The organism is Pseudomonas sp. GW822-FHT03F08 (assembly GCF_058801265.1).
Map to the genome: position 1 here is coordinate 456,655 of NZ_JBXANC010000003.1, position 20,197 is coordinate 476,851.

Sequence of the window (20,197 nt, forward strand, 5' to 3'; positions counted from 1 at the left end):
TTCATGAGTGAAGCGCTGGTGTTGTGCCGGTTCCTGCATTTCATCGTGGTGTTGATGCTGTTCGGGGCCTGGCTGTTCCGGCCGCTGCTGCTCAAGGGTGAAGCGCCGGCGCTGGATCGACACCTGGCGCGGCTGGCCCGTTGGCTGGCGGCGATTGCGCTGGTCAGCGGCGTTGCCTGGGCGTTGCTGATCACCGCGAGCATGGCCGGTTCGGCCGCTGCGGCGTTCGATCCGGACACCGTCGAGCTGGTGCTGGGCCATACGTTTTTCGGTCAGGTGTGGCGCTGGCATCTGCTGATCAATGCACTGTTGCTGGCGTTGCTGTTTACCCCGTGGCGATCGAGCCAACCATTGCGGCTGGGCCTGAGCGCGTTGCTGCTGATGACCCTCGCCCCGGTCGGTCACGGGGCCATGCTCGACGGCTTCAGCGGCCAGATGCTGATCCTCAATCAGGTGGTTCACCTGACGTGCGTCGGCGCCTGGCTCGGTGGTCTGCTGATGCTGGTGATGATCCTGCGCCAGTCCGGCGAAACGGTTCGTGAGGTCCTGCAACGGTTCAGTGGGCTCGGTTACGTGCTAGTCGCCGGTCTGTTGATGACCGGATTGATCAACGTGCGCGTCCTCACCGGCCAATGGTGGCCGACGCCGTTGTTCTCGGGATTTGCCCTGATTCTGTTGATCAAGGCATTGCTGGTGTTCGGCATGCTCGCACTGGCGCTGTTCAACCGCTTGCGCATCAGTGATTGCGAACAACGGATCGACACCCTCAAGCGCAGCGTGATGCTCGAATGGTTGCTGGGGATCGGCGCCGTGGCGGCCGTGTCCGTGCTCGGCACCCTGCCCCCGATGATCGCCGCCTGAAGTCAGTGCTTCTGGGTATCACCCGCCACTGTATCAATGCTGACCACCACCGACATCCCCGGTCGCAACCGTTCGCTCTCCTGCTGCCCCGGATCGATGGTGATACGCACCGGCACCCGCTGAGCGATTTTCACGAAGTTGCCGGTGGCGTTGTCGGCCTGCAATAAGGCGAATTCGGAACCGGTGCCCGGCGAGATGTGCTGCACATGACCCGTGAACTTGCGGTGGTTCAGGCCATCCACGGTGAAGGTCACCGGTTGCCCGACCCGCACGTTGTCCATCTGGGTTTCCTTCATGTTGGCGATCACCCATTTCTGATCCGGCACCAGCGCCATCAACTGCGCTCCGGAATTGACGTAGGCACCGAGGCGCACGCCGATCTGCCCGAGCTGGCCGTCGCGCGGGGCGATGATCCGGGTGTTGGACAGATCGATCCGCGCCAGTTGCACCGCCGCCTCGGCGCTGGCCACCGCTGCTTCCAGCGAGCCGCGATTGACGATCACCGTTTGCAGGTCCTGCCGGGCGATTTCCAGGTTGGCCTTGGCCTGCGCCACCGACGCGATGCCCTGCGCATTGGCGGCCAGCGCCACGTCCATCTCGCGCTTGGAGACGGAGCCGTCATTGACCAACGCCGTGTTGCGTCGCAAGTCAGCCTCGCTTTTGCGCAGCTGCGCCTCGCTATCAGCCACCACCGCCTGCCGCAACTTGATCGTCGCTTCGGCGCTGTTGCGCTGCTGGACGACGTTGGCCAGTGCAGCCTTCTGTACCGCCAGTTGCGCCAGCGACTGATCGAGACGCTGCTGATAAATGCGGTCATCGAGACGCACCAGCAAATCGCCCTCCTTCACAAACTGGAAGTCCTGCACCGGTACTTCAAACACATAACCACTGAGCTGCGGACCGATGATCGTCACCTGCCCCCGCACCAAGGCGTTTTCAGTGGTCTCGACCGCGCTGCTGAACGGCGGCAACTGCCAGGCGTAGAGCACGATCAGCACACCGACGATGGCAATCGCGGCAAAGCCCAGCGACGAGATGATCCGCACCCGCAGCGAGCGCGGTTCAGTGTTCGGTGATGACGGCGGCGCCTCCCCCTCGGGAGTGGCGGCGATGGCATTGGTGGTCGTGGTGGTCGGTTCGGTCATGAAGAAGTGGCACCGCTGGAAGGTACGGAAGGTGTCGGGGCGACGGCTTTGGTGGTGCTGATCAGCCACAGCGCACGGAGGGAAATCCAGATCATGGTCAAGATCGCGATCACCGCAATCAGCATGAACACATCGTTGTAGGCCAGCACGTTGGCTTCGCGGGTAGCGGCGTTGGCCAGGCTGCGAATGCCTTGCAGGTTGCGCAGGCTCGGGTCCGCAATCAGGGAGCCGACCGCCGAGCCGCCGCTTTGTACCCGGGCGGCCACCAACGGATCGGACAGCACCAGTTGCTCGACGATATGGCTGGAATGAAATTTCTCGCGCACGATCTGGAATGTCCCCAGCAACGCTGCGCCGATCAGGCCGCCTAAGTTGTTGCAGATCCCGAACAACACCGAAAAGCTCACCAGATTACGCGGATTGGTCAGCACGTTGCGCGTGCCGAGGACCATGGTCGGGCCGAGGAAGAATGTGCTGCCGAACGCCAGCAGGAACTGGCTGAAATAGAGGTTTTCGGGACGGGTCAGGTTGTTCGAAGAGCTGTCGATGATCGAACCGGTGGCCATCAACGCCAGCGACACAATCAGCGGCATCAGCAGGTGCTTCGGGTCGATGGTCAGCGCACTGGTCAGCAGCCCGGCGACGCTGCCGATCAGCATCACCACGTAGAGGCTGTGCAACTGCTGGCTGCTCATGTTCAGGTTCTGCATGAAACCCACGGCGCCGGTGGATTGCTCCGAGGTCACCATGCGAATCAGGATCACCGCCAGCGCCAGGCGGATCATCACTCCGCTGCCGAGCCAGCGGGTCATCAGCATCGGGTTGCTGCGGTTGTGTTCTATGGCCAGCCCCGCGAGGATGAGGGCAATCGATGCGGCCAGGGCGATGCCGATCCATTGCGCCTCGAGCCACCAGTCGATCCGGCCCAAAGACAACACCGCGCACAACAGTGCAACGCCACTGGCGAGGATGGCGAAGGTGAGAAAGTCGAGGGGTTCGAAGGTCTTGAAGCGGTCACCCGGCGGCAGCTTGAGCATCAACACGCAGCCGAGCGACAGCAGCGCCATGCCCAATTCGAACAGGTACAGGCCGCGCCATTCGGCGATTTGCAGCAGGTCTTCGGAAAACAACCGGGCCAGCGGCAACGCCAATTGTGAAGTACCAAGGCCCAGCACCAGCGCCTTCATCCGCCATTTGGCCGGGAACGCCTGCACCATGTAATACAGGCCCAGCGAGCTCAACGCCGCGCCGACCATGCCGTGAGCGGCACGCACCGCAATCGCCGAGCTCAGGTCATTGACGAACAAATGGCCGAACGTCACCAGCGCATACAAAACCAGGAACACCTCGGTGAACGCCCGCAAACCGAACTGCTGGCGAAACTTCACCAGCAGCAGGTTCATCGACACGTTGGTCATTACATACGCCGCCGGCAGCCAGGCCATTTCGGCCGTGGTCGCGCCGATCGCGCCTTGCAGGTAAGGCAGGTTGGCGACCACCAGCGAATTGCCCAAACCACCGGTCAGCGCCACCAGCAACCCCACCAGCGCATAGGCCAGGCGCCTGGGGTTGGAGTGCAGCGGCGTCGAGGGGGAACCGGGCAGACTGGGCTTCTCGTGAGGCTGCCAGTCGCGCGGGGCGTATTGATTCATTGAAAGGCCTTGTGCCGAAGATGGCATCAGTGTGCCGGGGTCGCCGGGATTCGTAAATTTTGTTTAAAGGTCATCTCGCACGCAGCGGATTTTTCCCAAGCGTTGCGAATGCCAACCTGCAGCACTTCTCAACCTGCAAGGTGCCCGTTATGACCACTTCCCGCTGGCAACGCTCCCCGCGTCTGCTGAAAAACCTGCTGGCAGCCGCCCTGCTGCTGCCTACCCTCGCCTTCGCCCAGGAACGTCCCTGGCCGGATGGCTCGCAACTGGTGATTTCGGTGTCGATGCAATTCGAAACCGGCGGCCAGCCCGAAGGCGCTGAAAGTCCGTTCTCCGGTACACCGTTGCCCAAAGGCTACCCGGACCTGCCGGCGCAGACCTGGTTCGATTACGGCTACAAGGAAGGATTGTGGCGCATGCTTGATCTGTGGGACCGCACCGGCATCAAGGTCACTTCCCATGTGGTCGGCGAAGCGGCGCTCAAGCACCCGGAACTGGCCAAGGCCATCGCCGAGCGCGGCCATGAACTGGCAGCCCACGGCATGCGCTGGGCCGACTCGTACAACATGAACTACGCCCAGGAAAAACAGTTCATCGGCGACGGCGTCGCAGCCGTGGAAAAAATCACCGGCCAGCGCTCGGTCGGCTACAACGCCAACTGGCTGCGGCGCAGTCCCAATACGTTGAAGGTCCTGCAGGATCTGAATTTCACCTACCACATCGACGACGTCAGCCGCGACGAACCCTTCGTGACGATGGTTCGCGGGCGCAAATTCGCCGTGGTGCCCTACACCCTGCGCAACAACGACATCGTATTGATCGAGGGCCGGCACTTCTCCGCCGAGCAGTTCTATCAGCAACTGGTGCTGGAATTCGATCGCCTCTACGCCGAAGGCGCGAGCAAGCGGCGGATGATGTCGGTGAGTCTGCACGACCGCATCGGCGGCACGCCGGCGATGGTCGAGGCGATGGAACGCTTTATCCGTTACGCGCAATCGCATCCGAAGGTGACATTCATGCGCAAGGATCAGATTGCCCAGGTGGTGCTGACCGAGAAAAACCCGCTGATCGACAACACCGAGGCGGCGTACGACCAGTGACAAAAAAATCGCAGCCAAGGCTGCGATTTTCTCTCTGCTTAACGACTCACGCCCTCAGCAGCATATAAGCCGCGACCACCAGACACACACTGGCAAACCCCACCTGCAACGCCCGCGCCGGTACCCGCGCGCAAAGTTTGCGGCCGACGATCATGCCGACGATGCTGGCCACGATGAACGCCGCGCCCAGATGATCGATCCGCACCCCGGCATGAAATGCGCCGATCACGCCAATGGCGGAAATCAGGCTGATGACCATCAAGGACGTGGCGACAATGCCGCGCATCTGCACATCGGTCAGTTGCTTGAACGCCGGCACGATCAGAAACCCGCCGCCAACACCGAGCAGCCCCGACACTACACCGGTAACTGCACCCAACGCCGCCAGGGTCGCGGTGCATTTGGCGGTCCAGTCGAAACGTCCGGTCTGTTCGTTGAGCATGCAGTTCTTCTGCCCCCAACTGGCGTGGCCATGATCGCTCGGGCCCGGCTCCTGGCGTTCGCGGCGCAGCATGCGCCACGCCACCATCACCATCAGCAGGCTGAACAGGATCATCAGGATCTTTTCCGGCAACTGATGGGCGAAGTAGATGCCCACCGGCGAAAACACTGCACCAAGTGCCGCAATCAACAGCGCCGCGCGATAACGCACCAGACCATGGCGCAGACCGTCGATGGCACCGACCGCCGCCGCGCTGCCGACGGCGAACAACGCCACCGGCGCCGCTTGCGTCATCGTCCAGCCCAGCCCGAGCACCAGCGCCGGCACCGCGAGAATCCCGCCGCCGGCCCCGGTCAGACCGAGGATCAACCCCATCAACACGCCAAACAGACTTGCCAGCAACATAGAGTGTTCTCAGTCGACTTTGGACAGGCTCGTCAGCCACTCGCGGCCCTTGAGCATGCCGTGCCAGTAGAACCACGGCAGCAGGGTCGCCTTCAGCCACCATGCAGAACGGCGCGGCACGGTCGGGTCGAGGGGAAAGGTCGGCAGCAACTTACCGCCATAGCCGAACTCGGCGAGGATCACCTTGCCCTTCTCCACCGTCAGCGGGCAGGAACCGTAGCCGTCGTACTTCAGCGGCAGCGCCAGTTCCTTGCGCAACGCCAGCAGGTTTTCCGCCACCACCACGACCTGCTTGCGCACTGCCGCCGCGGTTTTCGCATTGGTGGTGCCGCAGATATCGCCCAGCGCAAACACTTCGGGATAACGCGGATGTTGCAGCGTGTGCGGGTTGACCTCGCACCAGCCGGCGGCTTCGGCCAGCGGACTCTGCGCGATGAAGTCCGGCGAAACCTGCGGCGGCACCACGTGCAGCAGGTCGAAGGTTTTCGCCTCACGGGTGACGTTGCCGTCCGCGTCCTTGATGTCAAACCAGGCGGTTTTCGACGGGCCATCGACCTTCACCAGATTAGAATTGAACGCCAGCCGTGCGTTGTATTTCTCGATGTATTTCATCAGCGGCGGCACGAAGGTCGCCACGCCGAACAGCGCGGCACCGGCCAGGTTGAACTCAACCTCGACCTTGTTCAATACGCCCTTCTTGAGCCAGTGGTCGCAGGACAGATAGAGCGCCTTCTGAGGGGCACCGGCGCATTTGATCGGCATCGCCGGCTGAGTGAACAGCGCCTTGCCGCCGCGCAATTTCTGCACCTGTTCCCAAGTGTATTGCGCATGCTGATAGCTGTAGTTGGACGTCACGCCGTGCTGGCCGAGACTTTCCTGCAAACCTTCGATCTTCTCCCACGCCAGGCGCAGGCCGGGGCAGACGATCAGGTTCTGATAGGTGACAGTGCGTTGATCGTTGAGGGTGAGTTGGCGTGTGTCGGGATCGATGTTGGTCACTGCCGCCTGAATCCAGGTGGCCTGACGCGGCAGTACCTTGTTCATCGGTCGGGCGGTGTCTTTGGCGTCGTAGGCGCCACCGCCGACCAGCGTCCAGGCCGGTTGGTAGTAATGCTGGGCACTCGGTTCGATCACCGTGATATTCAGGTACGGGTCACGTTTGAGCAGGCTGGCGACAAAACCGATGCCGGCAGTGCCCCCGCCGATGACCACGATGTCCGCACTGATGGATGGGCCCCAGTGTTGATCGTTCATTGCTTGTTCCTTATTGCTGCACGCAAGGATAGCCGGGTCTATTGCGCCCAGCTTTTGAGCACGGCTCCGCAGTAGAGTCCGGACAGTGTTTTCATCACCTGGATGACTTCATGACTGGCGAGGCCGTAGAAAATGTACTTGCCTTCACGACGGGTCGCGACCAGCCCTTCATCACGCAGGATGCCCAATTGCTGGGACAGGGTCGGCTGACGCACGCCGGTCATTTTCTCCAGCTCGCCGACGTTGCGTTCGCCCTGGGTCAACTGGCACAGGATCAACAACCGATCCTCGTTGGCCAAGGCCTTGAGCAGCGAACAGGCCTTGGAGGCCGAGGCCCGCAGCTGGGCGACTTCACATTCGGTCAGACTGGATTGCATTTGCAGGATGCCTTCAACGTCACTTAAGCTGCGAACATTATGTTTTTACATAAAGTGTTGCAACCCTGACTTTCCACCTTCCTGCACAGGACCGTGTCCATGCCCGCGCTGATTGAAGCTTTCCTAGACCCCGCCTCTTCGACCTACAGCTACGTGGTCTACGAGGCCGATGGCGGGCAGTGCGCAATCGTCGATCCGGTGCTTGATTACGACGGCGCCGCCGGTCGCACCTGCACGGCCCAGGCCGACAAGATCATTGCCTTTGTTCGCGCCCATAACCTGCAAGTGCAGTGGCTGCTGGAAACCCACGCCCATGCCGATCACCTGTCCGCCGCGCCCTATCTGCGCCGCGAACTGGGCGGAAAAATCGCGATTGGCGAATCGATCAGCAAAGTGCAGAACGTGTTCAAGGCGCTGTTCAACCTTGAGCCGGAATTTCGCGTCGATGGTTCGCAGTTCGATCACCTGTTCGCGCCGAACGAGCCATTCAGGATCGGCAATCTCAAGGCCACCGCCCTGCACGTCCCCGGCCACACCCCGGCGGACATGGCCTACTTGATCGACGGCGAACAGATCCTGGTCGGCGACACGCTGTTCATGCCCGACGTCGGCACTGCCCGTTGCGACTTCCCCGGCGGCAACGCGAATCAACTGTTCAATTCGATCCACAAACTGCTGGCCTTCCCCGCCAGCGTGAAGCTCTATGTCTGCCACGACTACCCGCCGCAAGGTCGCGCCTCACAGTGTCAGACCACCGTTGGCGAACAGCGTAAAAGCAATATCCATGTGCATGACGGCGTCGACGAAACCGCGTTCGTCGAGATGCGCACCAAACGTGATGCCGGGTTGGGCATGCCGACGCTGTTGCTGCCGGCGATTCAGGTGAATGTGCGGGCGGGGAACATGCCGCCGGCGGAGGACAATGGCGTGACTTACCTGAAGATCCCTGTCAACAAGTTATAAGGTGCCAAAACAATAAGAAGTGCCTGCCTGTCAGCAGACACGGATAGCTCCAAGCATTTGTCTTCCAAAGACTATTCCTTGCCCAAATAAAGGCCACTTGCCATCATTGATGACGCATTTTGCTTTTCCAAGGCTTGGAGCCAGATCCTCGATGACGACTACATTTTTTATATTGGGAACCGCATTTCTAATGCTCGTTGAGCTAGCGATATCCAAGGTCATTTTCATAGGAATGGGGAGGAGGTTCGGGCTTGTAGCGGATATTCTTGGGGTGGCGTCCATATTGGCATTAGGCTGGCTATTGAAGTTCGAGGGAACTGCCGGAACGAAAATCTGCGAGTCCAGCGCCGTTCCCGACAGTGTCGCCCAATATGGCCTCACCTTCGACACACCGGGCTGCGTTAACCATTTCACCTACTTCACCAATCTTGGCGGGCTGACCGATACCACACTCGGTTTCGACCCTTTTCTTGCTGCCGTCGTTGCCTACATCGCCCTTGAATTGGCTCACAAAGTGATATTCCCGTTGATTTGCAACCTGTACCGACGCATTTTCTGATGCCTGTGGCAATGTGCAGGACGTCTGCTGACCCGATAGCCCTGCACCCCAGACTTCAAACACCCAACGTCAAACCATTCGCCGGCAACGGCAACGCCGTTTTATAACGCACCTGCTTGAGCGCAAAACTCGACCGGATGTTGGCCACGCCCGGCACCTTGGTCAGGAAGTCCATCATGAACCGCTCAAGCGACTGAATGGTCGGCACCAGCACCCGGATCAGATAGTCCGGGTCGCCGGCCATCAGGTAGCACTCCATGACTTCCGGCCGGTCGGAAATCGCCTCTTCGAAATGCTGCAGCGCTTCCTCTACCTGCTTCTCCAGGCTCACGTGAATGAACACGTTCACGTGCAGCCCGAGCAGGTCGGCGTCCAGCAGAGTCACTTGCTCGCGAATCAGGCCCAACTCTTCCATCGCCTTGACCCGGTTGAAGCACGGTGTCGGTGACAGATTGACCGAACGGGCCAGGTCGGCATTGGTAATGCGCGCGTTCTCTTGAAGGCTGTTGAGAATGCCGATGTCGGTACGGTCCAGCTTGCGCATGAGACAAAACCACCTATTTTTTATGTTTATGCAGAATTTCTATCTGCAAATGATCTCCAGTGCAACGAAACAGAGAGAAATATTCTTCTTGCCCGGGCCTATGATTGTTGTAGGACAAGATTTCTTTTATCGAAGAATGACTGCCAGCTCACTACAAGAAATTCACAAGATCGAGCGTAGAAGCCATGACCCAAGCGTATGAACCGCTGCGTCTGCACGTCCCTGAACCCTCGGGCCGCCCAGGCTGCAAAACCGATTTCTCCTACCTGCATCTGACCGATGCCGGCACGGTGCGCAAACCTTCCATCGACGTTGAACCCGCCGACACCGCAGACCTGGCCCGTGGCCTGATCCGTGTGCTCGACGACCAGGGCAATGCTCTCGGTCCATGGGCCGAGAACGTACCGGTCGAGATCCTGCGCAAAGGCATGCGTGCCATGCTCAAGACCCGGATCTACGACAACCGCATGGTGGTCGCCCAGCGTCAGAAAAAAATGTCGTTCTACATGCAAAGCCTTGGCGAAGAAGCCATCGGCAGCGCTCAGGCCCTGGCCTTGAACATCGACGACATGTGCTTCCCGACCTACCGCCAGCAAAGCATCCTGATGGCCCGCGACGTACCGCTGGTCGACCTGATCTGCCAACTGTTGTCCAACGAGCGCGACCCGCTCAAGGGCCGTCAGCTGCCGATCATGTACTCGGTCAAGGACGCCGGTTTCTTCACCATTTCCGGCAACCTCGCGACCCAGTTCATCCAGGGCGTGGGCTGGGGCATGGCTTCGGCAATCAAGGGCGACACCAAAATCGCCTCGGCCTGGATCGGCGACGGCGCCACCGCCGAATCGGACTTCCACACTGCCCTCACCTTCGCTCACGTTTACCGTGCACCAGTGATTCTCAACGTGGTCAACAACCAGTGGGCGATCTCGACCTTCCAGGCCATCGCCGGTGGTGAAGCCACCACCTTCGCCGGACGCGGCGTCGGTTGCGGCATCGCCTCGCTGCGGGTTGATGGCAACGATTTCTACGCGGTCTATGCCGCCTCCGCCTGGGCAGCCGAACGCGCCCGCCGCGGCCTCGGCCCGACCATGATCGAGTGGGTCACCTACCGCGCCGGCCCGCACTCGACCTCCGACGATCCGTCCAAATACCGTCCTGCCGATGACTGGAGCCACTTCCCGCTCGGCGACCCGATCGCCCGCCTGAAACAGCACCTGATCAAGGTCGGCCACTGGTCGGAAGAAGAGCACGCCGCCGTCAGCGCCGAGCTCGAAGCCGAAGTGATCGCCGCGCAGAAACAGGCCGAACAGTACGGCACCCTCGCCGGCGGCCAGATTCCAAGCGCCGCGACCATGTTCGAAGACGTCTACAAAGAGATGCCGGAGCACTTGAAGCGCCAGCGTCAGCAGTTGGGGATCTGACATGAACGATCACAACAACAATATTCAGTTGGAAACCGCCATGACCACGACCACCATGACCATGATCCAGGCCCTGCGCTCGGCCATGGATGTGATGCTTGAGCGTGACGACAACGTTGTGGTGTTCGGCCAGGACGTCGGCTACTTCGGCGGCGTGTTCCGTTGCACCGAAGGCCTGCAGGCCAAGTACGGCACCTCGCGGGTGTTCGACGCGCCGATCTCCGAGAGCGGCATTGTCGGGACCGCCGTAGGCATGGGCGCCTACGGTCTGCGTCCGGTGGTGGAAATCCAGTTCGCCGACTACGTCTACCCAGCCTACGACCAGATCATTTCCGAGGCGGCACGCCTGCGTTATCGCTCGGCCGGCGAATTCACTGCGCCGATGACCCTGCGCATGCCTTGCGGTGGCGGCATCTACGGTGGTCAGACCCACAGCCAGAGCATCGAAGCCCTGTTCACCCAGGTCTGCGGCCTGCGCACTGTCATGCCGTCCAACCCGTATGACGCCAAGGGCCTGCTGATCGCCTCCATCGAAAACGATGACCCGGTGATCTTCCTCGAACCCAAACGCCTGTACAACGGCCCGTTCGACGGCCATCACGAACGTCCGGTAACCCCGTGGTCGAAACACCCGGCCGCGCAGGTGCCTGACGGTTACTACACCGTGCCGCTGGACGTCGCCGCCATCGCCCGTCCGGGCAAGGACGTGACCGTGCTGACCTACGGCACCACCGTCTACGTGTCGCAAGTCGCCGCCGAAGAATCCGGCGTTGATGCTGAAGTCATCGACCTGCGCAGCCTGTGGCCGCTGGACCTGGAAACCATCGTCAAATCCGTGAAGAAAACCGGCCGCTGCGTCGTGGTTCACGAAGCCACCCGCACCTGCGGTTTCGGCGCCGAACTGGTATCGCTGGTGCAAGAGCATTGCTTCCACCACCTGGAAGCGCCGATCGAGCGCGTCACCGGCTGGGACACCCCCTACCCGCACGCGCAGGAGTGGGCGTATTTCCCTGGGCCGTCCCGAGTGGGCGCGGCGCTGAAACGGGTCATGGAGGTCTGAATGGGCACGCACGTTATCAAGATGCCGGACATCGGCGAAGGCATCGCAGAAGTAGAACTGTCGCAGTGGCACGTCAAGGTCGGCGATCTGGTCGTTGAAGATCAGGTGCTGGCGGATGTGATGACCGACAAGGCGATGGTCGACATTCCGTCGCCGGTCCACGGCAAGGTGATTGCACTCGGCGGTCAGCCGGGTGAAGTGATGGCGGTCGGCAGTATTCTGATCAGCATCGAAGTGGAAGGCGCTGGCAATCTGAAGGAGTCCGACAAACCGGCGCCTGTTGCGGCGAAAGAAGCACCTGTCGCAGCAAAAGTTGAAGCTGTCGTTGAAAGCAAACCCGCCGCGCCACGTACGGCTCCGGTTTGCCAGGGCCCGATGGTCGCCCGCGAAGCCGATGAGCGCCCGCTGGCCTCGCCGGCCGTGCGCAAACATGCGTTGGATCTGGGCATCCAACTGCGTCTGGTGCGTGGTTCCGGTCCGGCCGGGCGCGTATTGCACGAAGACCTCGACGCCTATCTGGCGCAAGGTCAGTCGAACGCGTCAGCACCTGTCGCCGCCGCTTACGCCCAGCGTAACGATGAAGAACAGATTCAAGTGATCGGCATGCGCCGCAAGATTGCCCAGCGCATGCAGGACGCCACTCAGCGTGCCGCGCACTTCAGTTATGTCGAGGAAATCGACGTCACCGCGATTGAAGAACTGCGCGCCCACCTGAACGAAAAACACGGCGCCAGCCGTGGCAAGTTGACCCTGCTGCCGTTCCTGGTGCGTGCACTGGTCGTCGCCCTGCGCGACTTCCCACAGATGAACGCCCGCTACGACGACGAAGCCCAGGTCATCACCCGCCTCGGCGCGGTGCATGTCGGCGTCGCCACCCAAAGCGATGTCGGCCTGATGGTGCCGGTGGTGCGTCACGCCGAGGCGCGCAGCCTGTGGGACAGCGCGGCAGAAATTTCCCGCCTGGCCAACGCCGCCCGCAATGGCAAGGCCAGCCGCGATGAACTGTCCGGCTCGACCATCACCCTGACCAGCCTCGGCGCCCTCGGCGGCATCGTCAGCACCCCGGTGCTGAACCTGCCGGAAGTGGCGATCGTCGGTGTGAACAAAATCGTCGAACGCCCGATGGTCGTCAAAGGCCAGGTGGTGATCCGCAAGATGATGAACCTCTCCAGCTCCTTCGATCACCGCGTGGTCGACGGCATGGACGCGGCGCTCTTCATCCAGGCCATTCGTGGCCTGATCGAACAACCCGCGACCCTGTTTGTGGAGTGATGCAATGCAAACTCTGAACACCACGCTGCTGATCATCGGCGGCGGCCCTGGCGGTTATGTAACGGCCATTCGTGCCGGACAACTGGGCATTTCGACCATTCTGGTCGAGGGCGAATCGCTGGGCGGCACCTGTCTGAACATTGGCTGCATCCCGTCGAAAGCGCTGATTCATGTGGCCGAGCAGTTTCACCAGACTCAACATCACAATCAGCATTCGGCACTGGGCATCAGCGTTTCCGCGCCAACCCTCGACATCACCAAGAGCGTCGAGTGGAAGGACGGCATCGTCGATCGCCTGACCACCGGCGTCGCCGCGCTGCTGAAGAAGCACAAGGTTCAGGTCATCAATGGCTGGGCCAAGGTCATCGACGGCAAGACCGTGGACGTCGGCGACACCCGCATCCAGTGCGAACATCTGGTGCTGGCCACCGGCTCGAAAAGCGTCAACCTGCCGATCCTGCCGATTGGCGGGCCGATCATTTCGTCGACCGAAGCACTGGCGCCGAAGTCGGTACCGAAACGCCTGATCGTGGTCGGCGGTGGTTACATCGGTCTGGAATTGGGCATTGCCTACCGCAAGCTCGGCGCCGAGGTCAGTGTGGTCGAGGCACAGGATCGGATCCTGCCGGCCTACGACGCCGAACTGACCCAACCGGTGCACGACGCGCTTAAGCAACTGGGCGTGAAGCTGTATCTCAAGCACAGCGTGCTGGGCTTCGACGGTACGTTGCAGGTCCGCGACCCGAACGGCGACACCCTGAACCTGGAAACCGATCAGGTGCTGGTGGCCGTCGGTCGCAAACCCAACACCCAGGGCTGGAACCTCGAAGCGTTGAACCTGGACATGAACGGCTCGGCGATCAAGATCGACAGCCGCTGCCAGACCAGCATGCGCAACGTCTACGCCATCGGCGACCTGAGCGGCGAGCCGATGCTGGCCCACCGAGCCATGGCTCAAGGCGAGATGGTCGCCGAGCTGATCAGCGGCAAGACCCGCGAATTCAACCCGACCGCCATCGCTGCCGTGTGCTTCACCGACCCGGAACTGGTGGTCGTCGGCAAGACGCCGGATGAAGCCAAGGCTGCCGGACTGGACTGCATCGTGTCGAACTTCCCGTTCGCGGCCAATGGTCGGGCGATGACCCTGGAATCGAAAACCGGCTTCGTGCGGGTGGTCGCCCGTCGGGACAATCATGTGATTGTTGGCTGGCAAGCGGTCGGTGTCGGGGTGTCGGAACTGTCGAGCGCGTTCGCGCAAAGCCTGGAAATGGGCGCGCGACTGGAGGACATCGGCGGCACCATCCACGCGCACCCGACACTGGGTGAAGCGGTGCAGGAAGCGGCGTTGCGTGCCCTCGGGCATGCGTTGCACCTGTAAAAACCCGACGCGGGGGAGTTTTTTCATAAGCAGGCTAATAAATCTGCTGCTCCCCCCATCGCCCGGGCTGCGAAACCGCTCAAGAATGAAGTATTGTTGTGCCCATCCAAAAAAACGTCAGAAGCCTTGAACCGTTTCGACGGTTGTTAAGTGATAGAGGGTGTCATGGGTAACGAAAGCATCAATTGGGACAAGCTGGGTTTTGATTACATCAAGACCGATAAACGCTATCTGTCGTACTTTCGCAACGGCGAGTGGGACAAAGGCACCCTGACCGAAGACAACGTGCTGCACATCAGCGAAGGCTCCACTGCCCTTCACTATGGCCAGCAATGCTTCGAAGGCCTGAAGGCCTATCGTTGCAAGGACGGCTCGATCAACCTGTTCCGTCCGGACCAGAATGCCGCCCGCATGCAGCGCAGCTGCGCCCGCCTGCTGATGCCGCATGTGTCCACCGAGCAATTCATCGAAGCGTGCAAGGACGTGGTTCGCGCCAACGAGCGTTTCATCCCGCCTTACGGCACCGGCGGCGCGCTGTACCTGCGTCCGTTCGTGATCGGCGTGGGTGACAACATCGGCGTGCGCACCGCACCGGAGTTCATCTTCTCGGTGTTCGCGATCCCGGTGGGCGCCTACTTCAAGGGCGGCCTGACCCCGCACAACTTCCAGATCTCCTCCTTCGACCGCGCCGCGCCACAAGGCACCGGTGCCGCCAAGGTCGGTGGCAACTACGCTGCCAGCCTGATGCCGGGCTCCCAGGCCAAGAAAGCGCACTTCGCTGACGCCATCTACCTGGATCCGCTGACCCACAAGAAGATCGAGGAAGTCGGTTCGGCCAACTTCTTCGGGATCACCCACGACAACAAGTTCGTGACCCCGAACTCGCCATCGGTACTGCCGGGCATCACCCGTCTGTCCCTGATTGAACTGGCCAAGTCCCGTCTGGGCCTGGAAGTGGTCGAAGGCGACGTGTTCATCGACAAGCTGTCGGACTTCAAGGAAGCCGGTGCTTGCGGTACCGCTGCGGTGATCACCCCGATCGGCGGCATCAGCTACAACGACCACCTGCACGTGTTCCACAGCGAAACCGAAGTCGGCCCTGTGACCCAGAAGCTCTACAAGGAGCTGACCGGCGTACAGACCGGCGACGTCGAAGCGCCAGCAGGCTGGATCGTCAAGGTTTGATCTGACGGCCAGATGTACAAAAGCCCCCATCGAGTGATCGATGGGGGCTTTTTCATGGGGTCTGTTTTTGCAGCCACGCCAGAAACACCTGAGCCGATGCGGACGCCTGTGGTGCAACGCCGCAGTAATAACGTGGCAACGGCATGCGCAAGTCGGGCAGCGGGCAAACCAGCCGACCGCTCGACAAGTGCGTGCCCAGCAACGTGGTCGGGCACAAGGCAATGCCCTCGCCCGCCACCGCAGCCTCCAACACCCGATGCATGTAATCGAACTGGCGAATGTCCTGGGTGGCACTCTGGCTCTGGCCGAAGCGCAGCGCCCAGTGGTGCCAGTCCTCACGCCGGGCCCTGACGGTCAGCAAGGTGTGCCGGCCCAGATCCGCAAGATCCGCCAGTGGTAGTCGCTCGATCAACTCGGGCGCTGCCACCATCAGCAATTCATCCTCGAACAACGCGTGCGACTCGATGGTCGGCGCCCAGTCGTCACGACCACGGCGGATGACAATATCGAAGCTGTCCTGTGCAGGATCCGGGGATCGAGTCTGGGTGATCACTTGCGGCTCGATGTCCGGGTGCTCTGCCATAAAGGCATCCAGCCGGGGCATCAGCCACAACTGGGCAAAAGACGGTCGAGTGTTGATGATCACGGTCGGCCGTGCCGCCTGCTGTCGCAACTCGGCAGCAGCGTCGGCGATCTGCGCCAGACCGGCGCTGACCTGGTGATAGAAACGCTGGCCGGCGGGCGTCAACAACGATTGCCGGATGCGTCGTTCGAACAGCAGCACACCCAGGTGTTCTTCCAGCAATTTGATGTGTCGACTGACAGCACTGTGACTCACATGCAGTTCTTCGGCCGCCAGCGTGAAACTCTGATGACGGGCGGCGACCGCAAAGGCACGAACCGCGTTGAGCGGTGGGAGTGATTTGTTCATGGGTCTAATTTAGTCACGTATGCGCTGCATTTAAAGCGTTTGTCACTCGCTCGTCGCCGCGCCAATCTTCCCGCACGCCCAATCCCGCGCCCTGACGGAGCCAGACATGCACAGTTACGGACTCTTTGTACTCTTCGCCACCCTGACCATTTTGAGCCCTGGCCCGGGTGTGGTGCTGACGTTGTCCAACGCCGTGCGCCTGGGCTGGGCCGGCGCAGTGCCGGGAATTCTGGGGATTGCCTCGGGTGCGTTCGTGGTTGCCGCCCTCAGCGCTACCAGTGTCGGTCTGATTCTCAGCGCCTCGGCAACGGCTTTTACCGTGCTGAAATACGCCGGCGCCGCCTATCTGTTGTACCTGGGTTTCAAGAGCTGGCGTTCGGATCGTTTCCGTACCCTGCAAGACGTCCGCCCTTCTCGCCCGGGTTACCGTTTTCTGGAAGCCGCGTCCCTGCAGTTCTTCAATCCCAAAGCCATCTTCTTCTTTCTGGCGGTGTTTCCGCAGTTCATCGACACCGCTCAGGCTTTCCATCCGCAGTTTTTCAAACTGGTAGCTTCTTACGCGGTGCTGGTGATTCTGGTGCACGGCAGCTATGCCCTGCTCGCCAATGCCGCCAAAGGTTGGCTATCGAGCCCGAAAGGTTCCTGGCTGGCAGCGAAAGTCTCGGGCGTGACCTTTGCCGGTTTTGGTCTGTTGATGGCTTCGGCAACTCGCTGATCAGACGGCGGATGCTCCACCTGTTTCAACGCAATACGTTTGCCGCCACGCCCGGCAATTCCGCCGGCCTGCCCGTTCTGCTGCTTGCCCATACGCGCCTGGGTAATCAATCCGGGGATCAATTCCCCTTCAGGCAGATTCTTCCAGAAGCGCATCGGCAAATGCCCCTGCATGACCTTCTCGTTCAACCGCGCCGGGTTGAAGATGTGGCTGTAATAAGCCAGCCACAACTCACCCTGCGGATCATCAACGTTCTGCGCCAGTTGCCGCCATTCCACCGGGCACTGGCGATGATGAATCAACTGCTCGCCATCGTAGTAAACCCCGTCGCGCGGCGTGGCGATCAGCCAACGATGCCGGCCCATGCGGCCGATGAAGTGTTCGCTGGCGCTGTGCAGGATGTCGTGGGCCGGTTCGTGCCATGCCACGTATTGAGGGCCCGGCAGCTCTGACGGACGCTCGATGAAACGCACGAACGCATGCAGATGATGGGCTTCGCGCTGCACCTGCTTGATCCGCCGCTGCAACTCGCTGCCCAGTTTGTCGCCGGCCATCATTGCCGTGCGATCACCATGGCTGACGCGCCAGAGCACTTCATAAAGCAGACTCCAACGCTGATCGCCACGGTATCGCGACGCTTGTTCCAGGGTGTCGAGCAACGCACGCGGAATCCGCGCCTGAAAGGGCCCCTGCCCTTCAGGCACCGACACATCACTGGCAAACAGATCACTCACCCCTTCCGAAGCCCAGCTCACCAGACTCGGATCGATTTCATGGCTGAGCAGCCAGCGCGCCTGTTGGCGCCAGGTGTCGAACAGGTCGTCGCAATCGAGATTGATCATCCCCACAACCCCATCTGCTGCGGCATCGGCCGGTCGCGCAGTTGTTGATAGAGCATCTGGCTGGTGACTTCCGACTGCTGCGGGTGGTAATCGCTGGTGATGATGAACGGTTTGGCCTTGGCCAGCACACAGCGCATGCGCGCCACGTCCTCGTAACGAATGCGCCGCTGCCGACGCAGCTCCACCAATCGCTCGGTGGTACGCAGGCCAATGCCGGGAATGCGCGAGATCAACGCCGGCTCGGCGCGGTTGAGATCCAGCGGAAACACCTCGCGATTCTGCAGCGCCCAGGCCAGTTTCGGGTCGATGTCCAGCGCCAGATTGCCCGGCCCTTGAAGCAATTCACCGGCGGTGTAGCCGTAACTGCGCAGCAGAAAGTCGGCCTGATACAAGCGGTGCTCGCGCATCAGCGGCGGCGCGGCCAGCGGCACGCTTTTCGGGCTGTCGGGAATCGGGCTGAACGCCGAGTAATAGACCCGGCGCAGGCGGAAGTTGCCGTAGAGCGCCTGAGCGCTGTGCAGAATCGTACTGTCGTCGGTGTCATCGGCACCGACGATCATCTGCGTGCTCTGCCCGGCCGGGGCGAACTTCGGTGCGCGGGGCTCGTTGAGTACGGTCTGCACACCGGTGTAGATGGTGTTCATGGCTTGCTTGATCGAGCCGATCTGCTTCTCCGGCGCCAGCGTCTGCAGGCTGGCATCGGTGGGCAATTCGATGTTGACGCTCAAACGGTCGGCATAATGCCCGGCTTCTTCGATCAGCGCAGGATCCGCTTCGGGAATGGTCTTGAGATGGATGTAGCCACGGAATTCATGTTCTTCACGCAACAGCTTGGCGACGCGCACCAGTTGCTCCATGGTGTAGTCCGCCGAACGAATGATCCCGGAGCTGAGGAACAACCCACTGACGCAATTGCGCCGGTAGAAATCCAGGGTCAGCGTCACCACTTCCTCGGGCGTGAAACGCGCACGGGGCACATCGCTGGTGCGTCGGTTGACGCAGTATTGGCAGTCATAGAGACAGAAATTGGTCAGCAGAACCTTGAGCAGCGACACACAGCGCCCGTCCGGCGTGTAGCTGTGGCAGATGCCCATGCCATCGGTGGAACCCAGCCCGCTCTTGCCCTCGGAGCTGCGCTTGGGCGCGCCACTGCTGGCGCAGGAGGCGTCGTACTTGGCGGCGTCGGCGAGGATGCTGAGCTTGTCGATGAGTTGCATGGCACGGACCTTATACTGTTCGCATATACAGTATAGAGTCCGCCCACGGGCCACAAGCCGTAAAACGCCCCTTCGTCAGTCAGACTTATTACAGTCGGCTGTCAGCTGCGATGGTCGAGGATTTACGCACCGGGACAGGCTGCATTGCTTCGGGCCATTTCACTCCGAACCGCGCTGTCATCTCCTTGCGCCCCGTCGCCGTCAACGTCAGCGCCCGACTGTCCAGATCCTGCGTCACCCATTTGCGCTTCAACGCGGTCTGCAACAACGCCGCCCCGAGCGATCCGCCCAGATGCGGCCGGCGCATGCTCCAGTCCAGGCACGGGCAGGCAAAGCGTCGGCGCAAGGTCGACAGATCCCTGACCTCAATGCCCACCCCTTCGAACAGCGCCTCTCCGCTCTCGCTCAAGCGGTAGGCCTGCTCATCGGTTTCCACCAGCCAACCGCCCTCCAACAACCGGTCATGCAGCAACACCGCCAACGTCCCGGCCATGTGGTCGTAGCAAGTACGGGCGAATTGCAGGCGATCCGGTGTGTGGGGTTTGAAGGCCGGCGCGGGGTTCTGGCCGATCACCATCAGCGCTTCGAGTGCCTGGGCCACGCGCTTGTCGGCGAGGCTGTAATAACGGTGGCGGCCCTGCACGTGCAGGCGCACCAATGCCAGGTCCTTGAGTTTGGCCAGGTGCGCACTGGCGGTCGATGCGCTGACGTCGGCGAGGGTCGCCAGCTCCGTGGCGGTGCGGGCGTGGCCGTCCATCAGCGAGCACAGCATTTTGGTTCGCGCCGGTTCCGCGATGGCGGCCGCCACTTGCGAGACGCCGATGTCTTGATGTTCTGCGTGCATATTTCGCTCCCGGACGAATCATCGCCCTCA

The 20,197-nt window shown here is 61.3% G+C and carries 19 protein-coding genes and 1 pseudogene; 10 read left to right on the forward strand and 10 right to left on the reverse strand.

Features of this window, described 5'->3' with window-relative positions:
• The first annotated feature begins 3 nt into the window (after positions 1 to 3).
• A complete protein-coding gene (gene copD, locus AC1RME_RS09155; protein ID WP_096822547.1) occupies positions 4 to 861 on the forward strand; it encodes a copper homeostasis membrane protein CopD in 858 nt (285 codons plus the stop codon).
• A 2-nt stretch (positions 862 to 863) separates the two neighbouring features.
• On the opposite strand, the gene AC1RME_RS09160 is transcribed toward copD, so the two are convergent.
• Positions 864 to 2,006 (reverse strand): HlyD family secretion protein, encoded by a 1,143-nt coding sequence (locus tag AC1RME_RS09160; protein ID WP_096822548.1) that lies wholly within the window; start codon positions 2,004 to 2,006, stop codon positions 864 to 866.
• Positions 2,003 to 3,658 (reverse strand): MFS transporter, encoded by a 1,656-nt coding sequence (locus tag AC1RME_RS09165; protein WP_096822549.1) that lies wholly within the window; start codon positions 3,656 to 3,658, stop codon positions 2,003 to 2,005. Before AC1RME_RS09165 ends, AC1RME_RS09160 begins: the two co-directional genes overlap by 4 nt.
• Before the next feature lie 149 nt (positions 3,659 to 3,807).
• Here AC1RME_RS09165 and AC1RME_RS09170 point away from each other — a divergent pair, with 149 nt between their 5' ends.
• Positions 3,808 to 4,758, forward strand: a complete 951-nt coding sequence (locus tag AC1RME_RS09170; RefSeq protein WP_096822550.1) for a polysaccharide deacetylase family protein — start codon at positions 3,808 to 3,810, stop codon at positions 4,756 to 4,758.
• Between the two features lie 46 nt (positions 4,759 to 4,804).
• Here AC1RME_RS09170 and AC1RME_RS09175 read toward each other — a convergent pair whose 3' ends face one another.
• Genes AC1RME_RS09175 through AC1RME_RS09185 form a run of 3 tightly spaced genes read right to left on the reverse strand, consistent with a single transcriptional unit; the run spans position 4,805 to position 7,236 of the window.
• Positions 4,805 to 5,605 (reverse strand): sulfite exporter TauE/SafE family protein, encoded by an 801-nt coding sequence (locus tag AC1RME_RS09175; RefSeq protein ID WP_096822551.1) that lies wholly within the window; start codon positions 5,603 to 5,605, stop codon positions 4,805 to 4,807.
• A 9-nt stretch (positions 5,606 to 5,614) separates the two neighbouring features.
• A complete protein-coding gene (locus tag AC1RME_RS09180; RefSeq protein ID WP_096822552.1) occupies positions 5,615 to 6,859 on the reverse strand; it encodes an NAD(P)/FAD-dependent oxidoreductase in 1,245 nt (414 codons plus the stop codon).
• A 38-nt stretch (positions 6,860 to 6,897) separates the two neighbouring features.
• A complete protein-coding gene (locus tag AC1RME_RS09185; protein WP_007952897.1) occupies positions 6,898 to 7,236 on the reverse strand; it encodes an ArsR/SmtB family transcription factor in 339 nt (112 codons plus the stop codon).
• 99 nt (positions 7,237 to 7,335) lie between these two features.
• On the opposite strand from AC1RME_RS09185, the gene AC1RME_RS09190 reads away from it, so the two are divergent.
• Both AC1RME_RS09190 and AC1RME_RS09195 read left to right on the forward strand, forming a co-directional pair.
• Positions 7,336 to 8,199, forward strand: coding sequence for an MBL fold metallo-hydrolase (locus AC1RME_RS09190; protein WP_096822553.1), 864 nt, complete (start codon positions 7,336 to 7,338; stop codon positions 8,197 to 8,199).
• Between the two features lie 151 nt (positions 8,200 to 8,350).
• Complete coding sequence (locus tag AC1RME_RS09195) at positions 8,351 to 8,758, forward strand: hypothetical protein (RefSeq protein ID WP_096822554.1); 408 nt, start codon at positions 8,351 to 8,353, stop codon at positions 8,756 to 8,758.
• Between the two features lie 55 nt (positions 8,759 to 8,813).
• On the opposite strand, the gene bkdR is transcribed toward AC1RME_RS09195, so the two are convergent.
• Positions 8,814 to 9,302, reverse strand: a complete 489-nt coding sequence (bkdR, locus tag AC1RME_RS09200; protein ID WP_096822555.1) for a Bkd operon transcriptional regulator BkdR — start codon at positions 9,300 to 9,302, stop codon at positions 8,814 to 8,816.
• Between the two features lie 185 nt (positions 9,303 to 9,487).
• Here bkdR and AC1RME_RS09205 point away from each other — a divergent pair, with 185 nt between their 5' ends.
• The 5 genes from AC1RME_RS09205 to AC1RME_RS09225 all read left to right on the forward strand — a co-directional run bounded on the left by AC1RME_RS09205 (position 9,488) and on the right by AC1RME_RS09225 (position 15,618).
• Entirely contained in the window at positions 9,488 to 10,723 is a 1,236-nt protein-coding gene (locus tag AC1RME_RS09205; RefSeq protein WP_007965287.1) for a 3-methyl-2-oxobutanoate dehydrogenase (2-methylpropanoyl-transferring) subunit alpha, read from the forward strand.
• 1 nt (position 10,724) lies between these two features.
• Positions 10,725 to 11,783 (forward strand): alpha-ketoacid dehydrogenase subunit beta, encoded by a 1,059-nt coding sequence (locus AC1RME_RS09210; protein ID WP_085711528.1) that lies wholly within the window; start codon positions 10,725 to 10,727, stop codon positions 11,781 to 11,783.
• Positions 11,784 to 13,055: a dihydrolipoamide acetyltransferase family protein gene (locus AC1RME_RS09215; protein WP_096822556.1), complete on the forward strand. Its 1,272-nt coding sequence runs from the start codon at positions 11,784 to 11,786 to the stop codon at positions 13,053 to 13,055.
• 4 nt (positions 13,056 to 13,059) lie between these two features.
• A complete protein-coding gene (lpdA, locus tag AC1RME_RS09220) occupies positions 13,060 to 14,433 on the forward strand; it encodes a dihydrolipoyl dehydrogenase (protein WP_096822557.1) in 1,374 nt (457 codons plus the stop codon).
• Between the two features lie 165 nt (positions 14,434 to 14,598).
• Entirely contained in the window at positions 14,599 to 15,618 is a 1,020-nt protein-coding gene (locus AC1RME_RS09225) for a branched-chain amino acid aminotransferase (RefSeq protein WP_096822558.1), read from the forward strand.
• 52 nt (positions 15,619 to 15,670) lie between these two features.
• Here the strand turns inward: AC1RME_RS09225 and AC1RME_RS09230 are convergent, their stop codons facing one another.
• Complete coding sequence (locus tag AC1RME_RS09230; RefSeq protein ID WP_096822559.1) at positions 15,671 to 16,549, reverse strand: LysR substrate-binding domain-containing protein; 879 nt, start codon at positions 16,547 to 16,549, stop codon at positions 15,671 to 15,673.
• A gap of 106 nt (positions 16,550 to 16,655) precedes the next feature.
• Between AC1RME_RS09230 and AC1RME_RS09235 the strand changes: the two genes are divergently transcribed.
• On the forward strand, positions 16,656 to 17,264 hold the full coding sequence (locus AC1RME_RS09235) for a LysE family translocator (RefSeq protein WP_096822560.1): 609 nt from the start codon (positions 16,656 to 16,658) through the stop codon (positions 17,262 to 17,264).
• A gap of 23 nt (positions 17,265 to 17,287) precedes the next feature.
• Here the strand turns inward: AC1RME_RS09235 and AC1RME_RS09240 are convergent.
• From AC1RME_RS09240 to AC1RME_RS09250, 3 genes and pseudogenes are all read right to left on the reverse strand, one after another.
• Positions 17,288 to 18,106 (reverse strand): annotated as a pseudogene (locus AC1RME_RS09240) (TIGR03915 family putative DNA repair protein); the annotation flags it as partial.
• Entirely contained in the window at positions 18,103 to 19,323 is a 1,221-nt protein-coding gene (locus tag AC1RME_RS09245) for a putative DNA modification/repair radical SAM protein (RefSeq protein ID WP_096822561.1), read from the reverse strand. The pseudogene AC1RME_RS09240 and the gene AC1RME_RS09245, both read right to left, overlap by 4 nt.
• An 88-nt stretch (positions 19,324 to 19,411) precedes the next feature.
• Complete coding sequence (locus tag AC1RME_RS09250) at positions 19,412 to 20,167, reverse strand: ArsR/SmtB family transcription factor (RefSeq protein ID WP_096822562.1); 756 nt, start codon at positions 20,165 to 20,167, stop codon at positions 19,412 to 19,414.
• Positions 20,168 to 20,197: the final 30 nt, after the last annotated feature.

Coding starts and splice junctions, on each gene's coding strand:
- copD (WP_096822547.1), top strand. CDS start 4: ATGAGTGAAGCGCTGGTGTTGTGCCGGTTCCTGCATTTCATCGTGGTG.
- AC1RME_RS09160 (WP_096822548.1), bottom strand. CDS start 2,006: ATGACCGAACCGACCACCACGACCACCAATGCCATCGCCGCCACTCCC.
- AC1RME_RS09165 (WP_096822549.1), bottom strand. CDS start 3,658: ATGAATCAATACGCCCCGCGCGACTGGCAGCCTCACGAGAAGCCCAGT.
- AC1RME_RS09170 (WP_096822550.1), top strand. CDS start 3,808: ATGACCACTTCCCGCTGGCAACGCTCCCCGCGTCTGCTGAAAAACCTG.
- AC1RME_RS09175 (WP_096822551.1), bottom strand. CDS start 5,605: ATGTTGCTGGCAAGTCTGTTTGGCGTGTTGATGGGGTTGATCCTCGGT.
- AC1RME_RS09180 (WP_096822552.1), bottom strand. CDS start 6,859: ATGAACGATCAACACTGGGGCCCATCCATCAGTGCGGACATCGTGGTC.
- AC1RME_RS09185 (WP_007952897.1), bottom strand. CDS start 7,236: ATGCAATCCAGTCTGACCGAATGTGAAGTCGCCCAGCTGCGGGCCTCG.
- AC1RME_RS09190 (WP_096822553.1), top strand. CDS start 7,336: ATGCCCGCGCTGATTGAAGCTTTCCTAGACCCCGCCTCTTCGACCTAC.
- AC1RME_RS09195 (WP_096822554.1), top strand. CDS start 8,351: ATGACGACTACATTTTTTATATTGGGAACCGCATTTCTAATGCTCGTT.
- bkdR (WP_096822555.1), bottom strand. CDS start 9,302: ATGCGCAAGCTGGACCGTACCGACATCGGCATTCTCAACAGCCTTCAA.
- AC1RME_RS09205 (WP_007965287.1), top strand. CDS start 9,488: ATGACCCAAGCGTATGAACCGCTGCGTCTGCACGTCCCTGAACCCTCG.
- AC1RME_RS09210 (WP_085711528.1), top strand. CDS start 10,725: ATGAACGATCACAACAACAATATTCAGTTGGAAACCGCCATGACCACG.
- AC1RME_RS09215 (WP_096822556.1), top strand. CDS start 11,784: ATGGGCACGCACGTTATCAAGATGCCGGACATCGGCGAAGGCATCGCA.
- lpdA (WP_096822557.1), top strand. CDS start 13,060: ATGCAAACTCTGAACACCACGCTGCTGATCATCGGCGGCGGCCCTGGC.
- AC1RME_RS09225 (WP_096822558.1), top strand. CDS start 14,599: ATGGGTAACGAAAGCATCAATTGGGACAAGCTGGGTTTTGATTACATC.
- AC1RME_RS09230 (WP_096822559.1), bottom strand. CDS start 16,549: ATGAACAAATCACTCCCACCGCTCAACGCGGTTCGTGCCTTTGCGGTC.
- AC1RME_RS09235 (WP_096822560.1), top strand. CDS start 16,656: ATGCACAGTTACGGACTCTTTGTACTCTTCGCCACCCTGACCATTTTG.
- AC1RME_RS09245 (WP_096822561.1), bottom strand. CDS start 19,323: ATGCAACTCATCGACAAGCTCAGCATCCTCGCCGACGCCGCCAAGTAC.
- AC1RME_RS09250 (WP_096822562.1), bottom strand. CDS start 20,167: ATGCACGCAGAACATCAAGACATCGGCGTCTCGCAAGTGGCGGCCGCC.